We start from the raw sequence: 21793 nt of genomic DNA, 5'->3' as shown, positions 1-21793 counted from the left end.
CGTCCCTCGGGGGCGCCGCCCGGCCCGCGCGGTCAGTGGTGGAACGCGGTGGCTTTGCGGGCGGGACGGTGCAAAGGGCAGGGCTGGGCGCGGAGCTCCGGCAGCAGCTGCTCCAGGTCGGTGAGGAAGAGGTCGGCGAGGTCGTGGGAGAAGCCGTTGCGGCAGACGATCCGGAGGACGGCGAGGTCCTCGCGGTTGGGGGGAAAGGTGTACGCGGGCACCAGCCAGCCGCGCTCCTTCAGCCGCCGGGAGACGTCGAACACGTCGAAGGCGGTGGTCCCGGGGGCGGTGGTGAGGGCGAACACCGGGATCTGGTCGCCGCGGGTGAGCAGGGTGAAGTCGCCGAGGGCGCCGATCCGGGACGCCAGTGACATCGCCACGTCCCGGGTGGCCTGCTGGACGGCGCGGTAGCCCTCCCGGCCCAGCCGCAGGAACGTGTAGTACTGCGCGACGACCTGGGCGCCGGGCCGGGAGAAGTTCAGCGCGAAGGTCGGCAGGTCGCCGCCGAGGTAGTTGACGCGGAAGACCAACTCCTCGGGGAGCATCGCCGCATCGCGCCACAGGGCCCAGCCGACACCGGGGTAGACCAGGCCGTACTTATGGCCCGAGGTGTTGATCGAGGCGACCCGTGGGAGCCGGAAGTCCCAGGTCAGGTTGGGGTCGAGGAAGGGCGCGACCATCCCGCCGGAGGCGCCGTCGACGTGGACGGGGATGTCGAGGCCGGTGCGGTCCCGGAGGGCGTCGAGCGCCGCGCAGAGGTCGGCGACCGGTTCGTAGGAGCCGTCGAAGGTGGAGCCGAGGACGGCGACGACGCCGATGGTGTTCTCGTCGCAGAGTGCGGCAGCCGCCTGCGGGTCGAGGTGGAAGCGGTCGCCCTCCAGGGGGACCTGGCGTGCCTCGACCTCCCAGTAGGTGCAGAACTTCTCCCAGCAGACCTGGACGTTGGCGCCCATGACGAGGTTGGGGCGGGCGCCCTTGCGGTCCTTCGCCAGGGACCAGCGCCGTTTGAAGGCCATTCCGGCGAGCATGCACGCCTCGCTGGAGCCGGTGGTCGAGCAGCCGACGGCGGCGGACGGGTCGGGCGCGTGCCACAGGTCGGCGAGCATCGCCACGCAGCGCCGCTCCAGTTCGGCGGTGCGCGGGTACTCGTCCTTGTCGATCATGTTCTTGTCCCGGCACTCGGCCATCAGCGCGGTGGCCTGCGGCTCCATCCACGTGGTGACGAAGGTGGCGAGGTTGAGCCGGGCGTTGCCGTCGAGCATCAGCTCGTCGTGCACGTACTGGTAGGCGGTGTGCGGGGCGAGCGGGCCGTCCGGGAGCGTGTGCCGGGGAGGGGACATGGCCATGCCGCCGATCGGGTCGGCCTCGCCGTAGAACGGGTTGACCGGGTGGCCGGGCCGCGCGGACGCGCCTTTGTGCAGGGTCATGGCCGCACCTCCTCGGCCGACCCTAGGGCGCCGGACGGAGGGCGGCGCGCGGGGAGGGGCCGGGGGTGTGGCGGTACGGGGCCGGTGGTCCGAGGCGCCCGCGGGCCCGAACGGGACGTGCCCGGCCGCCGGCGGGCACGTCCCGTTCGTGGCCGGGCTCAGCCCGTTCCGGCCAGGGAGAGCTTGGCGGCGAAGCCGAGGAAGGCCGCGCCGGCGCCCGCGGACAGGCCCGCGGTCAGCTTCCGGCGGCGCCGGAACGTCGCGGCCAGATACGTCCCGCTGAAGATCAGGACCGACAGGTAGGTGAGGCTGAACAGCTGGGCCCAGGCGCCCAGGGCCAGGAACGACACCACCGGGTGCGCGTAGGACGGGTCGACGAACTGCACGAAGAAGGAGATGAAGAACAGAATCGCCTTCGGGTTCAGCAGGCTCACCACCAGGGCCCGGCGGTACGGGCGCTCCGCCGGCTCCTTCGCCGCCGCGGCCGGCGCCCCGGCGGTCGCCGCCCCGGACAGCGCCGTCGCGGCGGTCGGCTCCCGGACCTCGTCGGGCGCCTCGGCGGACGCGCGCGCCGTCCGGCCGCGCCACAGTGCCACCGCGCCGCGCAGCATGCCGACGGCCAGCCAGGTCAGATAGCCCGCGCCCGCGAACTTGACGATCGCGAACAGCACCGGACTGGCCTTGAGGAGGGAGGCCACACCCCCCGCCGACAGGGCCATCAGCACCGTGTCCCCGCAGACCACCCCGGCCGCCGCGCGGTACGCGGTACGGGGCCCGAGCCGGGCCGCGACCGAGACGACGTAGAGCGAGTTCGGCCCCGGCAGCAGGATGATCAGCGCGAGGCCCGCCAGATAGGTGGAGAGGTCAGTTATCCCGAACATGGCCGCAGGCTCTCACCCGGGGTCCGGCGTTCCGTACGCCTTTTCACCATGCGGACGCCCCGGACGCGCGGCGGCGTCCGGGGCGGGTGCCGGGCCGGGGCCCGGCGCGACGGGGACGGGACGGCCTCGTGCCCGCCCCGTCCCCGTCAGCTCTTCGGCGCGAGGACCACGGCGGTGCCGTAGGCGCAGACCTCGGTGCCGACGTCGGCGGCCTCGGTGACGTCGAAGCGGAACATCAGGACCGCGTTGGCGCCGCGGGAGCGGGCCTGCTCGATCAGCCGCTCCATGGCCTGGTTACGGGTCTCGACCAGGGTCTTGGTCAGGCCCTTCAGCTCGCCGCCGATCATCGACTTCAGTCCGGCGCCGATCTGGCTGCCCAGATGGCGCGAGCGGACCGTCAGCCCGAAGACCTCACCGATGACCCGCTCGACGGTGTGGCCGGGGACGTCGTTCGTCGTCACCACCAGGACGTCGGACTGGGCCTGTTGTCCGCCGCCGTATTCCTCGATGCCCATACGTCACGCACTTCCTTCGCTCTGCGGTGCTGTGACGCAAGCATCACCCGGTTCCCGCGGCCGGGCATCCTCCGCCGGCACGAGGGCCGCCCCGCGGGTGCTCCGCCCCGGGGCGGAGGCCCTCTCGTACCGGGCGGGCGGACCGGGGCGCGATTTCCGTGGTGGGGCGGGCGCGGGCCGGGTGCGGAGCCGCCGCCGGAGCCCCGGCCGCCCCCGGGGCCGGCGGGCGGCGGGAACCGGACCCGTACGGACCGCGTTGATAGCTTGGGGCCGCACACCGCGCCCGATCCCCGCCGCTTCCCCGTCGCACCGCAGATCCGGCGCCCTCGACACAGGAGCCCTCACCCCGTGAACACTCTCGCGCTCGGCCCCCAGTGGCTGGACCCGGATTTCCTGATCGGCACCTTCGGCCTGATCGGCGTCCTGGTCATCGTCTTCGCGGAGTCCGGCCTGCTGATCGGCTTCTTCCTGCCGGGCGACTCGCTGCTGTTCACCACCGGTCTGCTGGTGACCACCGGCAAGATGGACAAGCCGCTGTGGCTGGTGTGCGCGCTGGTGGTGCTGGCCGCCGTCCTCGGTGACCAGGCGGGCTATCTCTTCGGCCGCAAGGTCGGCCCATCGCTCTTCAGGCGGCCCGACTCCAAACTCTTCAAGCAGGAGAACGTCGAGAAGGCCCACGACTTCTTCGAGAAGTACGGGCCGAAGTCGCTGGTCCTGGCCCGCTTCGTGCCGATCGTGCGGACGTTCACGCCGATCATCGCGGGCGTGAGCCGGATGAACTACCGCTCGTTCCTCACCTTCAACATCATCGGCGGCTCCCTGTGGGGCGCCGGGGTCACCCTGCTCGGCGCCGCGCTGGGCAACGTCGAGTTCGTGCACAAGAACATCGAGGCCATGCTGGTCCTGATCGTGCTGATCTCCGTCGTGCCGATCGCGATCGAGTACCTGCGGGCCCGTGGCAAGGCGAAGAAGGCCGAGGCGGCGGGGGCCGGTCAGGCCGTCGCGGGCGGTGCGCCGGGCGATGTCCGCCGCGGCCGTCACGCCAAGCGCTGAGCCCCGCGCGGCGGCCCCGCGCCGCCGCCCCGTACGCCCTTCGACCGCCCGTCCCCGCGCCCGGGGGCGGGCGGTTCGCGGTGGGGTGCGCGGGCGTACCCCTGATACGGGGTGCGCCTCCGCACCATCCCGGTGCGCTCCCGTACTCTCCCCTCGGTCACGCGCTTCGGGGCATGACCCCCGGCACCGTCGGGAATGTGCAGTTCATCCTGTCCGACTCCCCTTTGTCGGAACCGGTCAACCCCCGCCCCGCGCGCCCGGAAGCGTCATCAGGCATCGTGTCCTTGACGGTCGCAGGAGGCGTACGAGGAGCGAAGAAACGTGGCGTCGGAACCACAGCGCGGCCAGCGCTCCACCAACGGCACACCGCACGCCCAGAACGGCTATCACCGGGGGCGGAACGGCAGCGGCGGCAGCGGTCCCGCCGAACCACCCGACGAGGACAGAAAGCCCCTCTCGGACGAGGTGCGGAGCGCCTTCACCCCGCCGCTGGGCGTCCCCGCGCCCCCGCTGCCCGAGGACGAGTCGAGCACCACCTCCGAATTCGCGCTGCCCGAGGGGCTGAAGCCGGAGGCCCCCGCCGAGCAGGAAGGTTCAGCCTTCGCCCCGCCCGGCGGCGCGCCCACCGGCGGCTTCCCCGCCTTCACCCCGCCGCACGGCATTCCGGTGCTCAGCCTCACCAAGGAAGCGCCGTGGCAGGACCGCATGCGGACCATGCTGCGGATGCCGATCCACGAGCGCCCCACCCCCGAGCGGACGGAGCGCCCCGACGACGAGACCGGGCCCGCGGTGCCCCGCGTCCTCGACCTCACCCTGCGTATCGGCGAGATCCTGCTCGCCGGCGGTGAGGGCGCCGAGGACGTCGAGGCGGCGATGTTCGGCGTCGCGCACGCCTACGGTCTTGAGCGCGTCGAGCCGACCGTCACCTTCACGCTGCTGTCCATCTCGTACCAGCCGTCGCTGGTCGACGACCCGGTCACCGCCAGCCGTACCGTGCGGCGCCGCGGCGTCGACTACACCCGGCTCTCGGCGGTCTTCCGGCTCGTCGACGACATCACCTCCGAAGGCATCACGCTGGAGGAGGCGTACCGCGGGCTCGCCGAGATCCGCCGTAACCGCCACCCGTTCCCCAGCTGGGCGCTGACCCTCGCGTCCGGTCTGCTCTCCGGCGGCGCCTCCATACTGGTCGGCGGTGGCCTGCTGGTCTTCGTCGCCGCCGCGGTCGGATCGATGCTCGGTGACCGGCTGGCGTGGCTGGCGTCCGGCCGCGGACTGCCGGAGTTCTACCAGTTCGTGGTGGCCGCGATGCCGCCCGCGGCGATCGGCGTCGGCTTCGGTCTGGCACACGCCAACGTCCAGGCGTCCGCGGTCATCACCGGTGGCCTCTTCGCGCTGATCCCCGGACGGGCCCTGGTCGCGGCCGTCCAGGACGGTCTGACCGGCTACTACATCACCGCCGCCGCCCGCCTCCTGGAGGTCATCTACCTCATCGTCGGCATCGTCGTCGGCGTCCTCGGCATCCTCTACATCGGGCTCCAGCTCGACCCCGGGCTCAAGCGGCTCAACCCCGAACAGGCGCTGCACGTCTACAACGAACCGCTGGTGCAGACCGGCGCGTCCATGCTGCTGGCGCTGGCCTTCTGCGTCCTGCTCCAGCAGGAGCGGCACACGGTGGCCTTCGCGACCATCAACGGCGGTGTGGCCTGGGTCGTCTACGGCGCCCTCGCCAACGTCGCCGGGCTCAACGCGGTGCCCTCCACCGCCATCTCGGCCGGTCTCGTCGGCCTTTTCGGCCAGCTGCTCTCCCGCTACCGCTACGCCTCGGCGCTGCCGTACGTCACCGCGGCCATCGGCCCGCTGCTGCCCGGTAGCGCCACGTACTTCGGGCTGCTCAACTTCGCGCAGGGCAACCTCCTCGACGGCATCGCCTCGCTGATCAAGGCGGCCTCGCTGGCGCTCGCCATCGCCGTCGGCGTGAACCTCGGCAGCGAGGTCGCCCGGCTCTTCCTGCGCGCCCCCGGGCCCGAGATGCCCGGCGCCGGCCGCCGCGCCGCCAAGCGCACCCGCGGCTTCTGACCACCGGCCGACACCCGCACCACGCGCCGACGGGCGGCACCCCGAGTGGGTGCCGCCCGTTCGCGTACGAAAAATCAGCGCGCCGTGCGCCGGGGCCGGGGGCCGGTGCCGGCCCCCGGGGAGCCCGGTGTCAGTGGGCGCCGCCCTGCGCCTCCAGGCGCTTGAAGGACGCCTCGATCTCGGCCTCGGCCTCGGCGCGGCCGACCCAGTCGGCGCCCTCGACGGACTTGCCCGGCTCCAGGTCCTTGTAGACCTCGAAGAAGTGCTGGATCTCCAGGCGGTCGAACTCCGAGACGTGGTGGATGTCCCGCAGGTGCTCGACGCGCGGGTCGGACGCCGGGACGCACAGCAGCTTGTCGTCGCCGCCGGCCTCGTCGGTCATCCGGAACATGCCGATGGCGCGGCACTTGATGAGGCAACCGGGGAAGGTCGGCTCGTCCAGGATGACCAGCGCGTCCAGCGGGTCGCCGTCCTCGCCGAGAGTGTTCTCGACGAAGCCGTAGTCCGCGGGGTAGCTGGTCGAGGTGAAGAGTCGACGGTCCAGACGGATCCGACCGGTCTCGTGGTCCACCTCGTACTTGTTCCGCGAACCCTTCGGGATCTCGATGGTGACGTCGAACTCCACGGGTGGCTCCTCCATGATCAACACATAGGTCTGGTGATTAAGTGTCCCCCACGCAGGTGGGTGCTGGCGAAAGGGGCTGGTCCAAGGTGCCGGAGACCGGATCGTGGCAGGTCGGATGGGAGACGGCGCGACGGTCGGTCCGGGCGTACGCCCGCACCGCGGCCCGTACGGCACAGCGGGCCGGCCACGAGGTCCGCCGGACCTGGCACGCCGCACCGCCGCGTACACGGAGCACCTGGCGCCTGACGGCGGTGGCCACCGCCGCCGGCCTGGCGACCGCGACGGCCGCGGTGGCGGTGGCCGGGCCCTGGGACTCGGGTCAGCGTACGGCCGAGCGGGCGCGCGCGGGTGCCGCCGCCGGTACGGGTGGCGCACATCACGGTGGGGCGCCCGGCCGCGGCGGCGCCCCGGGGAACGCGGGCGGCGGGCCCGCGCTCCCGCAGGTCCTCCCGGCGCTCGGCATCCCGGCGGGTGCCGCCACCGGGCGCGCCGCCGCCCCGCAGCCCACCGGCGCCGGACTCGCCGACGCGCTGTCGCCGCTGCTCGGCGACGGGGCGCTGGGGCCGCTGCGGACCGCGTCGGTCATCGACGTCGCCACCGGACGCCAGGTGTTCGGCGTCCGGCCCACGGCGGCGGCCGTGCCCGCCTCCACCGTCAAACTCGCCACCGCCGTCGCCGCCCTCACCACCCTGGGCGACGCCCACCGCATCGAGACGACGGTGGTCACCGCCCCGGATACGGCGGATGACGGCAAGGGCGGCGGCGCGCACCCCGACGGCGGCAAGGGCTCCGGAAACGGCAAGGGCTCCGCGGACGACGGCAAGGGCGGCAAGCCCGCGGCCGCGCGGATCGTGCTGGTCGGCGGCGGGGACCCGACGCTCACCGCCCGCGCCGGCGACGGCGGCCCCGACGCACCCGCCAGCCTGCGCGCCCTCGCCGACGACACCGCCCGCGCCCTCGCGAAGCGCGGCCGCAAGAAGGTTTCTCTCGGCTACGACACCTCGCTCTACACCGGGCCCGCCGACCACCCCATCGGCCCGAACGAGAACCTCGCCCGCGTCACCCCCCTGATGACCGACGAGGGCCGCCTCGACGACAGCACCAGCGGCCCGGCGCCCCGCGCCGCCGACCCGTCCGCCGACGCCGCCCGCGCCTTCGCCGCCCGTCTGAAGGAGCGCGGCATCGACGTCGACGGCAAGCCGTCCGCCGCCCGCGCGCCCAAGGGCGCCGTCCGTCTGGCCACCGTCCGCTCCCAGCCGCTCGGTGCCCTCGTCGAACGGATGCTGACCCACAGCGACAACGACATCGCCGAGGCGCTGGCCCGGCAGACCGCACTCGGCGCCCACCGCCCCGCCAGCTTCTCCGGCGCCGGCACCGCCGTCCGCCAGGCCCTCGCCGCCCAGCACCTGCCGCTCACCGGCGCCCGCTTCGACGACGGCAGCGGACTCGACCGCGACGACAAGGTCAGCGCCGAACTCCTCGCCCGCCTCCTGCTGCACGCCTCCGCGCCCGACCGCCCGGAGCTGCGCCCGATCGTCACCGGACTGCCCGTCGCCGGCTTCACCGGCACCCTCGGCAGCCGCTACGCCGACACCGCGGGCGCCGGGGCGGTACGCGCCAAGACCGGCACCCTCACCGGCGTGAACACCCTCGCCGGCACCGTCGTCGACGCCGACGGACGGCTGCTGGTCTTCGCGTTCATGACCAACGGCACCGGCGACGCCCAAGGCGCCCAGAAGGCCCTCGACACCCTCGCCTCGGCGGTCGCCAACTGCGGCTGCCGCTGAGCCGCCGTCCCCGGGGACGACCGGTCGGCTACCCCCGGGCCGGGTGCCCACGTACCGTGAAACGCATGACGAGCATCGGTGGTGTCGAGATGGTCGACTGGAACCTCGCGGCGGCGACGGCGACGCGCTTCGTGCGGCCCGGTCCCGAGGTCAGCCGCGACGAGGCGCGGGCGATCGTGGCCGAGCTGCGCACGCACGCCCGGTCGTCCGAGGAACACGTCCGCGCCTTCACCCGTATGGCGCTGCCGGGCGAGGATCCGGACGCCGCCGCGCCGCACGACACACCCGTCCTCGTCGTCGACCGCCCCGGCTGGATCCGGGCGAACGTCGCCGGGTTCCGCGCGGTCCTCCGCCCCCTGCTCGACAAGATGGCCGAGCGCCGCCCCGGCGGCCCCGGGGGCGCGGTCCTCGGCGCCGTCGGCGGCAAGGTCACCGGCGTGGAGCTGGGCATGCTCCTGTCGTTCCTCGCCTCCCGCGTCCTGGGCCAGTACGAGACGTTCGCGCCGCCCTCCCGGGAGCTGCCCGCCGGCGCCCGCGGCGGCCGGCTGCTGCTGGTCGCGCCCAACATCGTCCACGTCGAACGGGAGCTGGCGGTCGACCCGCACGACTTCCGCCTCTGGGTCTGCCTGCACGAGGAGACCCACCGCACCCAGTTCACCGCCGTGCCCTGGCTGCGCGACCACATCGAGGGCGAGGTCCAGGCGTTCCTCGCCGAGACCGACATCGACCCGGGCACCCTCGTCGAACGCCTCCGGGAGGCCGCGCAGGCGCTCACCGGCGCTCGGCCCGAGGGCGAGTGGGGCGAGGACGACGCCCGCTCCCTCGTCGACCTCGTCCAGACCCCGGCCCAGCGCGAGATCCTGGGCCGCCTGACCGCCGTGATGTCCCTCCTGGAGGGCCACGCCGACTACGTCATGGACGGCGTCGGGCCCGAGGTGGTGCCCTCGGTCGCCGAGATCCGGGAGAAGTTCCAGCAGCGCCGGGCCAGCGGCGCCGGCCGCCTCGACCTCGCACTGCGCAAACTCCTCGGCCTCGACGCCAAGCTGCGCCAGTACCGCGACGGCGAACGCTTCGTCCGCGCGGTCGTCGACGACCTCGGCATGGACGGCTTCAACCGCGTCTGGACCTCGCCCAACACCCTCCCCACCAAGAAGGAGATCGCCGCGCCCGCGGACTGGATCGCGCGGGTGAAGGGTGCGGGGGACGGGGCACCGTAGGGCAACCGCGCGCCGCGCGCACGCCGGTCGGCAGATGTGCGCCCCCGTAATCACCCTTCTGAGGGACCGTTAGCCGGGGATAGGCGTGCAATGCTCGGGGAACTGCTCGCCTCTGTCACCATCTAGGCACTCTGTGTGACGAATGTGTCGTCCACGGACCAAGGCTCCCCAGCTGAACGATTGGAAACGGACATGGGTCCCCATCCAGCGGTCGCCGCGATACGCCTGGCGGTCCGCCGCGTACTCCACGACGTGCTCACCCGGCACTGCGCCCAGGCGCAGGCCGGGCCGCCGCTCGTCCTCGTCGCCTGCTCCGGCGGCGCCGACTCCATGGCGCTCGCCTCCGCCCTCGCCTTCGAAGCCCCCAAGCTCGGGGTCCGCGCCGGCGGCATCACCGTCGACCACGGCCTCCAGGCCGGCTCCGACCTCCGCGCCGCCGAGGTCGTCCTGCGGCTGCGCGCCCTCCGCCTCGACCCGACCGAAGCGGTCACCGTGCGCGTCGGCAAGGAGGGCGGGCCCGAGGCCGCCGCCCGCGACGCCCGCTACGCCGCCCTCGACGCCGCCGCCGAACGCCACGGCGCCGCCGCCGTCCTCCTCGGCCACACCCGCGACGACCAGGCCGAGACCGTCCTCCTCGGCCTCGCCCGCGGCTCCGGCACCCGCTCCCTGTCCGGGATGGCCGCCACCACCGGCCACCTGGGCCGCTACCGCCGCCCGTTCCTCGGCGTCGACCGCCAGACCGCCCGTACCGCCTGCCTCATCCAGTCCCTCCCGGTCTGGGACGACCCGCACAACACCGATCCCGCCTACACCCGCTCCCGGCTGCGCCACGAAGGGCTGCCCGCCCTGGAGAAGGCGCTCGGCAAGGGCGTCGTCGAGGCCCTCGCCCGGACGGCCCAGCTCTCCCGGGACGACGCCGACGCCCTCGACTCCTGGGCCGCCGACGCCGAACGCACCGTCCGCGGCGCGGAGGGCACCCTCGACGTCGCCGGGCTGTACGCGCTGCCGCCCGCGGTGCGCCGCCGGGTGCTGCGCCGGGCCGTCATCGACGCGGGCGCACCGGCCGGTTCGCTCTTCGCCCGGCACATCGAGGAAGTGGACCGGCTGATCACGGCATGGCGCGGCCAGGGCGCCCTCAACCTCCCCGGGCGCGTCGGTGTTCGACGGCAGGGTGGCAGACTGGTCATTCGGCAGGGCTGAGCCGCAGGACCGCTGCCCCGCCTGATCAGTCCGGCGACGGACACGACACCGAACCGAGCGAGAGTGGCACGGGTGGACGACAAGGACATGGGCTCCGACCTTCAGTCGGTACTCATCAGCAAGGAAGAGATCGACGCGAAGCTGGCGGAGCTGGCCGCGAAGATCGACGCGGAGTACGCGGGCAAGGACCTGCTCATCGTCGGCGTCCTCAAGGGTGCCGTGATGGTGATGGCGGACCTGGCGCGGGCGCTGTCCACCCCCGTCACGATGGACTGGATGGCCGTGTCCTCGTACGGCGCGGGCACCCAGTCCTCCGGCGTGGTGCGCATCCTCAAGGACCTCGACACCGACATCAAGGGCCGGGACGTCCTGATCGTCGAGGACATCATCGACTCCGGCCTCACGCTGTCGTGGCTGCTGTCCAACCTCGGTTCGCGCGAGCCCGCCTCGCTGGAGGTCTGCACGCTGCTGCGCAAGCCCGACGCCGCCAAGGTCGATATCGACGTCAAGTGGATCGGCTTCGACATTCCCAACGAATTCGTCGTCGGCTACGGCCTCGACTTCGCCGAGAAATACCGCAATCTCCCGTTCGTCGGCACCCTCGCACCGCACGTGTACGGCGGCTGAGAACGGCACCCGCTCGCCGTCCGTACGGTCGGCGAGGGCCCGGAAAGGCCACGGCGTGGCGGCCGCGCGGCGGTGGGAACCCGCCGGGGCCGCCCGCCGTTGAAGCAGAGAACGGAATCCGCGTACGCATTGTTCGCTGTCGGCGTCGCCGACGGGTGACAATGCTGGGGTACCGTCCGAAGGCACTCATTTTTCGGGCCAGTAATACACCGTACGCACGACCAGCCCTCCACAGGGCTGTTGTGCCTCACTGTGGCAGGAGGGACGGGGCTGTGACAGCTCCGTATCGATGGACGTGAAGCGATACTTCCGTGGGCCGGTCATGTGGATCGTGCTGGCCGTCCTCGCCGTGGTCGTGTTGATGCAGGTCGTCGGGGAGTCCGGCGGCTACAAGACGGTGGACACCGGTCAGGTCGTCAAGGCGATCACTGACAACAAGGTGAAATCCGCCGAGCTGACGACCGGCGACGAGAACAAGATCAAGATCGAGTTGTCGGGTGACAACAAGATCGAGGGTTCCAACAAGCTGCAGGCCAGCTACATCGGCGACCAGGGCGTCGACGTCGCGAAGATCCTGCAGTCCAACTACCAGACCGGCAAGATCAAGGACGGCTACACGGTCGCTCCGTCGAAGCAGAACCCGTTCGTCGGACTGCTGATCACGCTGCTGCCCTTCATCCTCATCCCGATCATCTTCCTGTTCCTGATGAACCAGGCACAGGGCGGCGGCTCCCGGGTGATGAACTTCGGCAAGTCCAAGGCGAAGCTGATCACCAAGGACACGCCCAAGACGACCTTCGCGGACGTCGCCGGTTCGGACGAGGCGGTCGAGGAGCTCCACGAGATCAAGGAGTTCCTCCAGGAGCCGGCGAAGTTCCAGGCCGTCGGCGCCAAGATCCCCAAGGGTGTCCTGCTGTACGGCCCGCCCGGAACGGGCAAGACGCTGCTGGCGCGCGCCGTCGCGGGCGAGGCCGGTGTGCCGTTCTACTCGATCTCCGGCTCCGACTTCGTCGAGATGTTCGTCGGTGTCGGTGCCTCCCGGGTCCGTGACCTCTTCGAGCAGGCCAAGGCGAACGCCCCGGCGATCGTCTTCGTCGACGAGATCGACGCGGTCGGCCGCCACCGCGGCGCCGGCCTCGGCGGCGGGCACGACGAGCGCGAGCAGACGCTCAACCAGCTGCTCGTCGAGATGGACGGCTTCGACGTCAAGGGCGGCGTCATCCTGATCGCCGCCACCAACCGCCCGGACATCCTCGACCCGGCGCTGCTGCGCCCCGGCCGTTTCGACCGGCAGATCGCCGTCGACCGCCCGGACATGCAGGGCCGGCTGGAGATCCTGAAGGTCCACCAGAAGGGCAAGCCGGTCGCGCCGGACGTCGACCTCACGGCCGTCGCCAAGCGGACCCCCGGCTTCACCGGTGCCGATCTCTCCAACGTCCTCAACGAGGCCGCGCTGCTGACGGCCCGTAGCGACAAGAAGCTGATCGACAACCACTTCCTGGACGAGGCGATCGACCGCGTCGTGGCCGGTCCGCAGAAGCGGACCCGGATCATGTCGGACAAGGAGAAGAAGATCACCGCGTACCACGAGGGCGGACACGCCCTGGTCGCGGCGGCCTCCCCGAACTCCGACCCGGTCCACAAGATCACGATCCTGTCCCGCGGCCGGGCCCTGGGCTACACCATGGTCCTGCCCGACGAGGACAAGTACTCCACCACCCGCAACGAGATGCTCGACCAGCTGGCGTACATGCTGGGCGGCCGTGCGGCGGAGGAGCTGGTCTTCCACGACCCGACGACCGGCGCGGCCAACGACATCGAGAAGGCCACCGCCACCGCCCGCGCGATGGTCACGCAGTACGGCATGACCGAGCGTCTCGGTGCCATCAAGTTCGGCACCGACAACTCCGAGCCGTTCCTGGGCCGCGAGATGGGCCACCAGCGCGACTACTCCGAAGAGGTCGCCGCGCTGGTCGACGAGGAGGTCAAGAAGCTCATCGAGACCGCGCACAACGAGGCGTGGGAGATCCTGGTCGAGAACCGCGACGTCCTCGACAACCTCGTCCTGGAGCTCCTGGAGAAGGAGACCCTGGGCAAGGAGGAGATCGCCGAGATCTTCAAGCACATCGTGAAGCGCCCGGCCCGCCCGGCGTGGACCGGCTCCTCGCGGCGCACCCCGTCGTCCCGCCCGCCGGTGCTCTCCCCGCGGGAGCTGTCGCCGGCCAACGGCACGGTCCCGGGCAACGGCGCCGTCTCCATGGACAAGCCGGAGAAGACGGAGTCCCCGGAGGACACCCGCGAGAGCTGATACGGGGATCACACCGCCCCGGAATGTCTGCCGCGCCTCCCAGGTTCTAGCCTGGGAGGCGCGGCATTTCCGCATCCGGAGCGGGCGCCAGAAGGAATACGAGGCACCACATGACCGACCCTGTGACGCTGGACGGCGACGCCACGATCGGCGAGTTCGACGAGAAGCGTGCGGAGAACGCCGTGCGGGAACTGCTCATCGCGGTCGGTGAGGACCCGGACCGCGAGGGCCTGCTGGAGACCCCGGCGCGGGTGGCGCGCGCGTACAAGGAGATCTTCGCCGGGCTGCGGCAGAAGCCCGAGGACGTCCTGACCACCACGTTCGACATCGGTCATGACGAGATGGTGCTGGTCAAGGACATCGAGGTGACGTCGAACTGCGAGCACCACCTGGTGCCGTTCGTCGGGGTGGCGCACGTCGGGTACATACCGTCCGCCGACGGGAAGATCACCGGGCTGTCGAAGCTCGCCCGGCTGGTGGACGTCTTCGCCCGCCGCCCGCAGGTCCAGGAGCGGCTGACGACGCAGATCGCCGACTCCCTGATGAACATCCTGGAGCCGCGCGGCGTCATCGTCGTCATCGAGTGCGAGCACATGTGCATGACGATGCGCGGGGTCCGCAAGCCCGGTGCGAAGACCACCACCTCCGCGGTCCGCGGGCAGCTGCGCGACCCGGCGACCCGCGCCGAGGCGATGAGCCTGATACTCGCCCGGTAGTCACGGACACGGCGAAGGGGCGGCACCCGATCGGGTGCCGCCCCTTCGCCGTGTCCGTGACTAGTGTGCCGGCGGGTCAGGCCTTGAGGTGGCCGCCCAGCCACTCCATGGCGGCGGGTATCTCGCGGCGCCAGGTGTTGAAGTTGTGGCCGCCGCTGTCGAGGATGATCGACGAGATCGTGGACGGCGACTTCGTCTGCTGGATGAACTTCAGCGTCTCCTTGAAGTTGCCTTCGCCCTGCTTGCTGCTGGTGACCAGCAGGTTCACCGGCGGTGCGGGGAGGTGGCGCTGGCGCCACAGCAGGTTGTTCTCCCGCTCCAGCTGCGGATCGCCGCCGAAGAGGTCGCCGGTGGTGGCGTCCAGCGGTGCCTTGTAGCTGCCGGAGAGGGCGACGGCGCTGGAGTACGACTCGGGGTGGCGCATCGCCATCTTCAGCGCGCAGTAGCCGCCGGTGGAGTCGCCGATGACGCCCCAGCTCCTGGCGCCCTCGCCGACGCGGAAGTGCGCGGCGATCTCACGGCGCAGGTCCTCGGTGAAGAACGTCTCGGTCTGCGGGCCGTCCGGCACGTCCACGCATTCGGTGTCGCGGGGCGGCGCGACGGTCGGCCGCATCATCACCAGGACCATCGGCTGCATCTTGCCCTTGCCGTGCAGCGCGTGCTGGGTCTGCGGGAAGTGCAGCTTCTTGTAGAGCGCCTGGGCGGTGCCGGGGTAGCCGGTGAGGACCAGCGCCGCCGGGAAGTCCTTCTTGGCGTGGGAGGGCTGGAAGTACTGCGGCGGCAGGTAGACGAAGGCGGGGCTGCGGATGTCGGACTTCTCACCGTGGAGCAGCACCTTCTCGATGCGCCCCGCCACCTCGGGCCGGGAGCTGCCGTCGACGTTGAAGCGTTCGGCGCCGAGCTTCTGCAGGCGGGTGCCCTCCGGCCCCGTCTTGTAGTTCGTGACGACGCCGGGCTCCTGCTCCTGGCCGAACAGGTCGGCCCAGGACGCGTAGAAGCCGAAGGAGTTGTTGGCGGCGAGGCCGACGGCGGCGAACAGCGACAGCTGTGTGAGCAGCAGGATGCCGATCCGGCCGAGGACCGGGCGCCATCTGCGTCCCGACAGCCGGGGCCACAGCCAGACCGTGAGCACGAAGAGTGCCACGGCGAGGATGATGGCCAGTATCAGCAGCTTCTTGCTGGTGAGACCCATGTGGTGCTTTCTCCCGGGCGGCCGGTCCGCCCGTCCGCTGATGGAACCCCGAGCCCTGAAACGCCGTCATACAGGGCGCAAAAGTCCGGAAGCTGCGATCCAGGTTCGCACGTTCTCTCGACCGGGGCGACGGGAAAGTGATGTCTGACAGGCTAGATGGCGGAAAGTCGGAGTCGGTTGCGTGGGGTGGGCCACGCTGGCTCCGGGGGCCGCGGCCGGCCTCGGTGCCGCCGCTGGTCGGCAGTGCCGGCGTCGTCGTCGGTCTCCTCGACATCGTCTCCGGGGTCTTCCCGCGCTTCCGGCACAGCCGGATGCACCATCTGGCCGAGGTGCTGCCGGGCGCGGTCAGCCCGCTCGCGGCCGCCGCCTCCCTCGTCGTCGGCGTCCTGCTGCTCCTCCTGGCGCACGGTCTGAAGCGGCGCAAGCGGCGGGCGTGGACGGCGGCGGTGGCGCTGCTGCCGGTCGGCGCCGTCGCCCAGCTGGTCTACCGCCATTCGGTGTTCGGCGCGGCCTTGTCGTTGCTGCTGCTGGGCTTCCTGGTGTGGCACCGCAAGGAGTTCGCGGCGCTGCCCGATCCCCGCAGCCGCTGGAAGGCGCTGGCGGGTGCGGTGGTGCTGGGCGGTGCGAGCTTCGGCATCGGCATGGTGATCGTCTCCTCGCACCCGGGCCGTACCGTCGGCTCGCCGACCACGTGGGAGCGGGTCCAGCACGTCCTGTGGGGGCTGTGCGGTTTCGAGGGCCCCGTCGCGTACACCCACGGCGTCGACTACACCGTCGGCTACTCGCTCGGCGCGCTCGGGCTGGTGACCGCCGCCACCACCGCGTACCTGGCCTTCCGGCCCGAGCACCCGGCGGCGCGGCTCACCGAGGACGACGAGGCGGGGCTGCGGGAGCTGCTGGCGCGGCACGGCGGCCGGGACTCGCTCGGCTACTTCGCGCTCCGCCGCGACAAGGGCGCCGTCTTCTCGCCGACCGGTAAGGCGGCCGTCTGCTACCGGGTGGTCTCCGGGGTGATGCTGGCCAGCGGCGACCCGATCGGCGACGTCGAGGCGTGGCCCGGCGCCATCGAACGGTTCATGGAGGTGGCGCGGGCACACTCCTGGACGCCCGCGGTGACCGGGTGCAGTGAGACCGGCGGCCAGGTGTGGACCCGCGAGACCGGTATGGACGCCCTGGAGCTGGGCGACGAGGCCATCGTCGATGTGGCGGACTTCACGCTCAGCGGCCGGTCGATGCGGAACGTCCGCCAGATGGTCAAGCGCATCGAGCGGGGCGGCTACGAGACCCGGGTGCGGCGGGTGTGCGACCTGGAGCCGGAGGAGCTGGCGCGGATCCGGCGGGCGGCCGACGCCTGGCGGGACACCGACACCGAGCGCGGTTTCTCCATGGCGCTGGGCCGGATCGACGCGGACGCCGACGGGGACGCGGTCATCGCCACCGCCCACCTCGCCCCGGAGGAGGGTGCCGAGCCCGGCCCGTTCGGCGACCTCAAGGCGATGCAGCACTACGTGCCGTGGGGCCGGGACGGTATCTCGCTGGAGCTGATGCGCCGCGACCGCTCGGCCGACCCGGGCATGAACGAGCTGCTGATCGTCGCGGCGCTCCAGGCGGCGCCGGAGCTGAAGATCGCGCGGGTGTCGCTGAACTTCGCGGTCTTCCGCTCGTCCCTGGAGCGTGGCGAGAAGCTGGGCGCCGGGCCGGTCCTGCGGGTCTGGCGCGGCATGTTGATCTTCCTGTCGCGGTGGTACCAGATCGAGTCGCTGTACAAGTTCAACGACAAGTTCCAGCCGCGCTGGGAGCCCCGTTTCGTGGTCTTCCGCAACAGCCGTGACCTCCCCCGCATCGGACTGGCCGCGCTCCAGGCCGAGGGCTATCTGGAGCTGGGGCTGCCGCGGGCGCTGCGCCGCCGGAAGCCCGCCGAGCCCCGCCCGTGCGTGCATGTGCCGACGCCGCGGACGGGGCGGGACGCGGTCGAGCGGGCCGCCTGAGGAGCGCCGCCGGGCCGTCGGCCGAGCGCCGGGCACCCGCCGCGGACGGCCGCGTTCCGCCCGTCGGCGGCCGCCGTTCGGGTGGCTGGAACAGCGCCTACGCTGGGGGCATGGATACCTTGCGTGACCGGGTGGCCGGACTGCCGGAGTGGGATCGCTGTGCGGTGATGGGCGTGGTCAACGTCACGCCCGACTCGTTCTCCGACGGCGGCGCGTGGTTCGACCCCGAGCTGGCCGTCAAACACGGCCTGGACCTGGTGGCGCAGGGCGCCGATCTGATCGACGTCGGCGGTGAGTCGACCCGTCCGGGCGCGGCGCGGGTGGACGAGGCCGAGGAGTTGCGCCGCGTCATACCCGTCGTCCGGGAGCTGGCCGCGGCGGGTGCGGTGGTCTCTGTGGACACCATGCGCGCCCGCGTCGCGGAGCAGGCGGTGGCGGCCGGAGCGCGGCTGGTCAACGACGTCTCCGCGGGCGCCGCGGACCCGGCGATGATCCCCGCGGTGGCCGCGGCGCGGGTGCCGTTCGTGGTGATGCACTGGCGCGGTCAGTCCATCGACATGAACAACCGCGCGGTCTACACGGACGTCGTCGGCGAGGTCGTCGACGAACTCACCCGCAGCATGGAGCGCGCGGTGGCCGGCGGGATCGCCCCGGAGTACACCGTCATCGACCCGGGGCTGGGCTTCGCCAAGGACGCGGCGCACGACCTGGCGCTGGTCGCGCACCTGCCCCGGCTGCGGGCCCTGGGCCGCCCGCTGCTGGTGGCCGCATCGCGCAAACGGTTCCTGGGCAGGGTGCTGGCGGGCGGCGAGGGCGCGGCCCCGCCGCCGGCCCGGGAGCGGGACGCGGCGACGGCCGCGGTCTCCGCGCTGGTGGCGCGGGAGGGCGCCTGGGCCGTGCGGGTGCACGAGGTACGGGCGAGCGCGGACGCGGTACGGGTCGCCCGCGCGCTTCAGAGGGCGGCGGCAGGCACGCCGGACGACGTGACAGGAGCGGTGTGAGCGGGTTGGGCCCACGGACCGACATCGAGCTGGTCGAGCAGGCGAACACGGAGCTGTACGAGGCCGTGGAGCGCGGCGATCACGAGGCGGTGTCCGCGCTCTGGCTGGAGGGCCAGGTCAGCGTGGTGCACCCGGGGTGGCCGGTGCTGCGCGGCCGCGGTGAGGTGCTCCGTTCGTACGCGTTGATCATGGCGAGCACCGAGTACATCCAGTTCTTCCTCACCGATGTCGAGATCGATGTGATGGGAGACACCGCGCTGGTCACCTGTACCGAGAACATCCTCAGCGGTGGTCCGGCCGAGGACGACGGATCGGTGGGGCCGCTCATCGGCCAGCTGGTCGTGGCGACCAATGTCTTCCGCCGTACGGAGGAGGGCTGGCGGGTGTGGTCGCATCACGGCTCGCCGGTGCTGACGGACGGCGACGACGACGAGGACGAGGGCCAAGGCGGTCCCGGCGGGGTCGCGGGAGGCGTCTGACCTGGGGCGCCGTCCGGCGCGGGAGGCTGCCCGGGTGGCCGGCCGGGCCCCGGTGGGCGGGCCGCGGCGTCAGCGCCGGGGGTCAGCGGGGCAGGCGGCGGGCACCCGTTCGAGCCAAGTGCGAGGCGGGTAGGGGTGGGGTGTGCGGTCACGGGTAAGAGGCCGCGCGGACGGCCGACGGCCGTCCCGGGCCCCGTTTCGCAGGGCGCGTTCCTAGCAGCGGCGACGGGCCTTGTCCATAGCCCCCGTGGGCAAACGTTGTCGGTGCTCGCAGGTAGATTCGACAACGGGCGATGTGCCGGCGGTGTTCGGCGCGGGTCCGGAATCCGACGAGCAGGGGCGCCGCAGGCGCCGGACCGGTGGGAGTGATTCGCGTGGATCGTGTCGCGCTGCGTGGGCTGAAGGCCCGTGGGCACCACGGGGTGTTTCCCCGCGAACGGGAAGAGGGCCAGACCTTCCTCGTCGATCTGGTGCTGGGCCTGGACACCCGTCCGGCGGCGGCGGCCGACGATCTCGCCAAGACCGTCCATTACGGCGTGGTGGCCGAGGAGGTGGTGGCGATCGTCGAGGGCGATCCGGTCGACCTCATCGAGACCCTCGCGGAACGGATCGCCACCCAGTGCCTGAAGCACGAGGGGGTGCAGGAGGTGGAGGTCGTGGTGCACAAGCCGGACGCCCCGATCACCGTCCCCTTCGACGACGTGACCATCACCATCACCCGGAGCCGAGTATGAAGACCAGCAGCGACCCGACCGTCCAGCCGGTGCCGACGTCCGTCGTCGAGCAGGTGGACGCCGCCGATGTGACGCTCTCCAACCCCAAGCGCGCCGCCATCTCCCTCGGCAGCAACCTCGGCAACCGCCTGGAGACCCTCCAGGGCGCGATCGACGCGCTGGAGGACACGCCCGGTCTGCGGGTCAAGGCCGTATCCCCGGTGTACGAGACCGAGCCGTGGGGCGTCGAGCCGGGCTCGCAGCCCGCGTACTTCAACGCCGTCGCGCTGATCAAGACGACGCTGCCTCCGGCGTCCCTGCTGGAGCGCGGCCACGCCATCGAGGAAGCCTTCGAGCGGGTGAGGGACGAGCGGTGGGGCCCGCGCACCATCGATGTCGACATCCTCGCCTACCAGGACGTCGTCTCCGACGACCCGCGGCTGACGCTGCCGCATCCGCGCGCCCATGAGCGGGCCTTCGTGCTGGTGCCGTGGCACGACATCGACCCGTCCGCCGAGGTCCCCGGGCGGGGCCCGGTCGCCGAGCTGCTGGCCGCGGTCGGCAGCGACGGTGTCGCGCTCCGCCGCGACCTGGAACTGCGGTTGCCCGAGTAATCGTTAGGCTTGCGGATCCGCGCGGACGGCGCGGACGGCGCAGGTCCGGCCGGTCCCGTACGCCGGTCCGCGGCGGGTACGCCGGGCCGTGCGGCGGTGGTGCCGCCGGCGTGGTTGCGTAGGACATGCGCGCCGCGGCGCGGTGTGACGATCGAGCGGTACGGCCATGACGGCGCGAGGAGCGAATGCCCGGTGAAGCAGCTACGGATCAAGGTGCTGGTCGGGCTGTTCGTGGTGGCCGGGGTGCTGGCGTGGGCCGGCGCCCGGCTGTGGGACAGCCTCGGGAGCCTGCCGAGCGTCCCGGTGGCCGCGCCGATCGTGCTGGCGCTGATCGCCGCGCTGCTGGGCTCGGCCGCCTTCTCGTTCCGGTCGCGGCTGCGCGCCCAGCGTGAGCGGCGTCCGGGCGCCAAGGGCGTGGAGCCGCTGCTCGCCGCCCGGGTCCTGGTCTTCGGGCAGGCCAGCGCCCTCGTCGCGGCGCTGGTCGCCGGGATCTACGGTGGCGTCGGCGTCTTCCTGCTGATCAACGGCCTGGACTCCGGCCCCCGCCGCGACCAGGCGATCTACGCCGGTCTCTCGGTCCTGGCGGGCGCCGCAGTGATCGCCGCCGCGCTCTTCCTGGAGCGGGTCTGCAAGCTGCCCGACGACGAGGACACGGAGGGGCCGGGGCCCGCGTCCGTGTGAACCACCGGAGCCGGCCGCGCGCCGGCTCCCGTACCGCTTCAGGGCCCGCGGCCGTCCGGCGCGCGGGCCCTGCCGTACGACCGGCCCCGGCGGCGGGCACCCGGGCGCATGGCGGCCCGTACGGGTACCAGCCCGGTGGTCAGGCGCTCGGGACGGTGTCCAGGGTGACCGCCTCGCGGGGGGTCCGGTCCGTGTCGGCGGTGGTCGCGCGGCGCAGCGCGGCGTGCAGTCCGCCGGGCGTGAGGACGCCCGCGTAGCGCCCCTCGTCGAGGACGGCTATCCATCCGGCGTCGTGGCCCAGCAGCGCGCCGAACGCCTCCCGCAGCGGTGCGCCGACCGGCAGGGTGGCGTCCATGGGGCGGGCGTGGTCGCGGACGGTCGAGCCGGGGGCCGCGGCGCCGTCGCCGGTGAGCGCGGCGGCGGGCACCCAGCCGTACGGGGCGGCGTCGCCGTCCAGGACGACCGCCCAGGAGGCGTTGTCGGCGGCGAGTGCGGCGGCGGCGCGGCCGGCCGGGTCATCGAGCCGGACGACCGGCCGTTCCTCCAGGTCACCGGCTTCGACGGGGGTGACCGAGAGCCGCTTGATGCCGCGGTCCGCGCCGACGAACTCCGCGACGTACGGGGTGGCGGGGGCGCCCAGCACCCGGGCGGGCGTGTCGAACTGCTCGATCCGGCCCTGCCCGTAGACGGCGA

General features: G+C 72.5%; 20 protein-coding genes. 14 read left to right on the top strand and 6 right to left on the bottom strand.

Annotated elements, in window-relative coordinates; translation table 11 throughout:
• Positions 1 to 32: 32 nt before the first annotated feature.
• From ACZ4M8_RS17380 to ACZ4M8_RS17370, 3 genes are all read right to left on the bottom strand, one after another.
• A complete protein-coding gene (locus ACZ4M8_RS17380) occupies positions 33 to 1427 on the bottom strand; it encodes a glutamate decarboxylase (protein WP_467608108.1) in 1395 nt (464 codons plus the stop codon).
• Between the two features lie 158 nt (positions 1428 to 1585).
• On the bottom strand, positions 1586 to 2308 hold the full coding sequence (gene leuE / locus ACZ4M8_RS17375; RefSeq protein ID WP_467608106.1) for a leucine efflux protein LeuE: 723 nt from the start codon (positions 2306 to 2308) through the stop codon (positions 1586 to 1588).
• 146 nt (positions 2309 to 2454) lie between these two features.
• On the bottom strand, positions 2455 to 2823 hold the full coding sequence (locus tag ACZ4M8_RS17370) for a YbjQ family protein (RefSeq protein ID WP_467608103.1): 369 nt from the start codon (positions 2821 to 2823) through the stop codon (positions 2455 to 2457).
• Between the two features lie 348 nt (positions 2824 to 3171).
• Here ACZ4M8_RS17370 and ACZ4M8_RS17365 point away from each other — a divergent pair, with 348 nt between their 5' ends.
• Both ACZ4M8_RS17365 and ACZ4M8_RS17360 read left to right on the top strand, forming a co-directional pair.
• Entirely contained in the window at positions 3172 to 3876 is a 705-nt protein-coding gene (locus ACZ4M8_RS17365) for a DedA family protein (RefSeq protein ID WP_467608102.1), read from the top strand.
• A gap of 321 nt (positions 3877 to 4197) precedes the next feature.
• A complete protein-coding gene (locus ACZ4M8_RS17360; protein ID WP_467608099.1) occupies positions 4198 to 5952 on the top strand; it encodes a threonine/serine exporter family protein in 1755 nt (584 codons plus the stop codon).
• Between the two features lie 130 nt (positions 5953 to 6082).
• Here ACZ4M8_RS17360 and ACZ4M8_RS17355 read toward each other — a convergent pair whose 3' ends face one another.
• Complete coding sequence (locus tag ACZ4M8_RS17355; RefSeq protein WP_005314187.1) at positions 6083 to 6577, bottom strand: inorganic diphosphatase; 495 nt, start codon at positions 6575 to 6577, stop codon at positions 6083 to 6085.
• An 86-nt stretch (positions 6578 to 6663) separates the two neighbouring features.
• On the opposite strand from ACZ4M8_RS17355, the gene dacB reads away from it, so the two are divergent.
• From dacB to folE, 6 genes are all read left to right on the top strand, one after another.
• Positions 6664 to 8364: a D-alanyl-D-alanine carboxypeptidase/D-alanyl-D-alanine endopeptidase gene (gene dacB, locus ACZ4M8_RS17350; RefSeq protein WP_467608097.1), complete on the top strand. Its 1701-nt coding sequence runs from the start codon at positions 6664 to 6666 to the stop codon at positions 8362 to 8364.
• 65 nt (positions 8365 to 8429) lie between these two features.
• Entirely contained in the window at positions 8430 to 9581 is a 1152-nt protein-coding gene (locus tag ACZ4M8_RS17345; RefSeq protein WP_467608094.1) for a zinc-dependent metalloprotease, read from the top strand.
• A 192-nt stretch (positions 9582 to 9773) separates the two neighbouring features.
• Positions 9774 to 10781 (top strand): tRNA lysidine(34) synthetase TilS, encoded by a 1008-nt coding sequence (gene tilS, locus ACZ4M8_RS17340; RefSeq protein ID WP_467608091.1) that lies wholly within the window; start codon positions 9774 to 9776, stop codon positions 10779 to 10781.
• Between the two features lie 87 nt (positions 10782 to 10868).
• Positions 10869 to 11408: a hypoxanthine phosphoribosyltransferase gene (gene hpt, locus ACZ4M8_RS17335; RefSeq protein ID WP_467609125.1), complete on the top strand. Its 540-nt coding sequence runs from the start codon at positions 10869 to 10871 to the stop codon at positions 11406 to 11408.
• A 289-nt stretch (positions 11409 to 11697) separates the two neighbouring features.
• Positions 11698 to 13716 carry an ATP-dependent zinc metalloprotease FtsH gene (gene ftsH / locus ACZ4M8_RS17330; RefSeq protein ID WP_467608090.1) on the top strand — a complete coding sequence of 673 codons (2019 nt, stop codon included), beginning with the start codon at positions 11698 to 11700 and terminating at the stop codon, positions 13714 to 13716.
• A 110-nt stretch (positions 13717 to 13826) separates the two neighbouring features.
• Positions 13827 to 14432: a GTP cyclohydrolase I FolE gene (gene folE / locus ACZ4M8_RS17325; protein WP_399087530.1), complete on the top strand. Its 606-nt coding sequence runs from the start codon at positions 13827 to 13829 to the stop codon at positions 14430 to 14432.
• Between the two features lie 76 nt (positions 14433 to 14508).
• On the opposite strand, the gene ACZ4M8_RS17320 is transcribed toward folE, so the two are convergent.
• The gene (locus tag ACZ4M8_RS17320) at positions 14509 to 15624 is read right to left on the bottom strand and encodes an alpha/beta hydrolase (RefSeq protein ID WP_467608088.1); all 1116 of its coding nucleotides are present in this window, start codon (positions 15622 to 15624) and stop codon (positions 14509 to 14511) included.
• A 140-nt stretch (positions 15625 to 15764) separates the two neighbouring features.
• Between ACZ4M8_RS17320 and ACZ4M8_RS17315 the strand changes: the two genes are divergently transcribed.
• From ACZ4M8_RS17315 to ACZ4M8_RS17290, 6 genes are all read left to right on the top strand, one after another.
• A complete protein-coding gene (locus ACZ4M8_RS17315) occupies positions 15765 to 17612 on the top strand; it encodes a phosphatidylglycerol lysyltransferase domain-containing protein (protein WP_467608087.1) in 1848 nt (615 codons plus the stop codon).
• A gap of 110 nt (positions 17613 to 17722) precedes the next feature.
• Positions 17723 to 18613 carry a dihydropteroate synthase gene (folP, locus tag ACZ4M8_RS17310; RefSeq protein ID WP_467608085.1) on the top strand — a complete coding sequence of 297 codons (891 nt, stop codon included), beginning with the start codon at positions 17723 to 17725 and terminating at the stop codon, positions 18611 to 18613.
• 5 nt (positions 18614 to 18618) lie between these two features.
• Complete coding sequence (locus ACZ4M8_RS17305; protein ID WP_467609124.1) at positions 18619 to 19092, top strand: nuclear transport factor 2 family protein; 474 nt, start codon at positions 18619 to 18621, stop codon at positions 19090 to 19092.
• Between the two features lie 374 nt (positions 19093 to 19466).
• On the top strand, positions 19467 to 19826 hold the full coding sequence (folB, locus tag ACZ4M8_RS17300) for a dihydroneopterin aldolase (protein ID WP_391645728.1): 360 nt from the start codon (positions 19467 to 19469) through the stop codon (positions 19824 to 19826).
• Positions 19823 to 20419, top strand: a complete 597-nt coding sequence (folK, locus tag ACZ4M8_RS17295) for a 2-amino-4-hydroxy-6-hydroxymethyldihydropteridine diphosphokinase (RefSeq protein WP_467608082.1) — start codon at positions 19823 to 19825, stop codon at positions 20417 to 20419. Before folB ends, folK begins: the two co-directional genes overlap by 4 nt.
• 192 nt (positions 20420 to 20611) lie before the next feature.
• Complete coding sequence (locus ACZ4M8_RS17290; RefSeq protein WP_467608079.1) at positions 20612 to 21100, top strand: DUF3180 domain-containing protein; 489 nt, start codon at positions 20612 to 20614, stop codon at positions 21098 to 21100.
• A 139-nt stretch (positions 21101 to 21239) separates the two neighbouring features.
• On the opposite strand, the gene ACZ4M8_RS17285 is transcribed toward ACZ4M8_RS17290, so the two are convergent.
• Positions 21240 to 21793: CBS domain-containing protein (locus tag ACZ4M8_RS17285; protein WP_467608077.1), on the bottom strand; the 554-nt coding region annotated here is incomplete at its 5' end.

Source organism: Streptomyces sp. NPDC027185 (assembly GCF_055567035.1).
This window is presented reverse-complemented; position numbering and strand designations above follow the sequence as displayed.

What these genes read in the sequence shown, in the direction of transcription:
- ftsH (WP_467608090.1), top strand. Translation starts at nt 11,698, where the DNA reads ATGGACGTGAAGCGATACTTCCGTGGGCCGGTCATGTGGATCGTGCTG.
- ACZ4M8_RS17380 (WP_467608108.1), bottom strand. Translation starts at nt 1,427, where the DNA reads ATGACCCTGCACAAAGGCGCGTCCGCGCGGCCCGGCCACCCGGTCAAC.
- ACZ4M8_RS17345 (WP_467608094.1), top strand. Translation starts at nt 8,430, where the DNA reads ATGACGAGCATCGGTGGTGTCGAGATGGTCGACTGGAACCTCGCGGCG.
- folP (WP_467608085.1), top strand. Translation starts at nt 17,723, where the DNA reads ATGGATACCTTGCGTGACCGGGTGGCCGGACTGCCGGAGTGGGATCGC.
- folE (WP_399087530.1), top strand. Translation starts at nt 13,827, where the DNA reads ATGACCGACCCTGTGACGCTGGACGGCGACGCCACGATCGGCGAGTTC.
- tilS (WP_467608091.1), top strand. Translation starts at nt 9,774, where the DNA reads ATGGGTCCCCATCCAGCGGTCGCCGCGATACGCCTGGCGGTCCGCCGC.
- ACZ4M8_RS17320 (WP_467608088.1), bottom strand. Translation starts at nt 15,624, where the DNA reads ATGGGTCTCACCAGCAAGAAGCTGCTGATACTGGCCATCATCCTCGCC.
- ACZ4M8_RS17370 (WP_467608103.1), bottom strand. Translation starts at nt 2,823, where the DNA reads ATGGGCATCGAGGAATACGGCGGCGGACAACAGGCCCAGTCCGACGTC.
- ACZ4M8_RS17315 (WP_467608087.1), top strand. Translation starts at nt 15,765, where the DNA reads ATGTCTGACAGGCTAGATGGCGGAAAGTCGGAGTCGGTTGCGTGGGGT.
- leuE (WP_467608106.1), bottom strand. Translation starts at nt 2,308, where the DNA reads ATGTTCGGGATAACTGACCTCTCCACCTATCTGGCGGGCCTCGCGCTG.
- hpt (WP_467609125.1), top strand. Translation starts at nt 10,869, where the DNA reads ATGGGCTCCGACCTTCAGTCGGTACTCATCAGCAAGGAAGAGATCGAC.
- folK (WP_467608082.1), top strand. Translation starts at nt 19,823, where the DNA reads ATGAAGACCAGCAGCGACCCGACCGTCCAGCCGGTGCCGACGTCCGTC.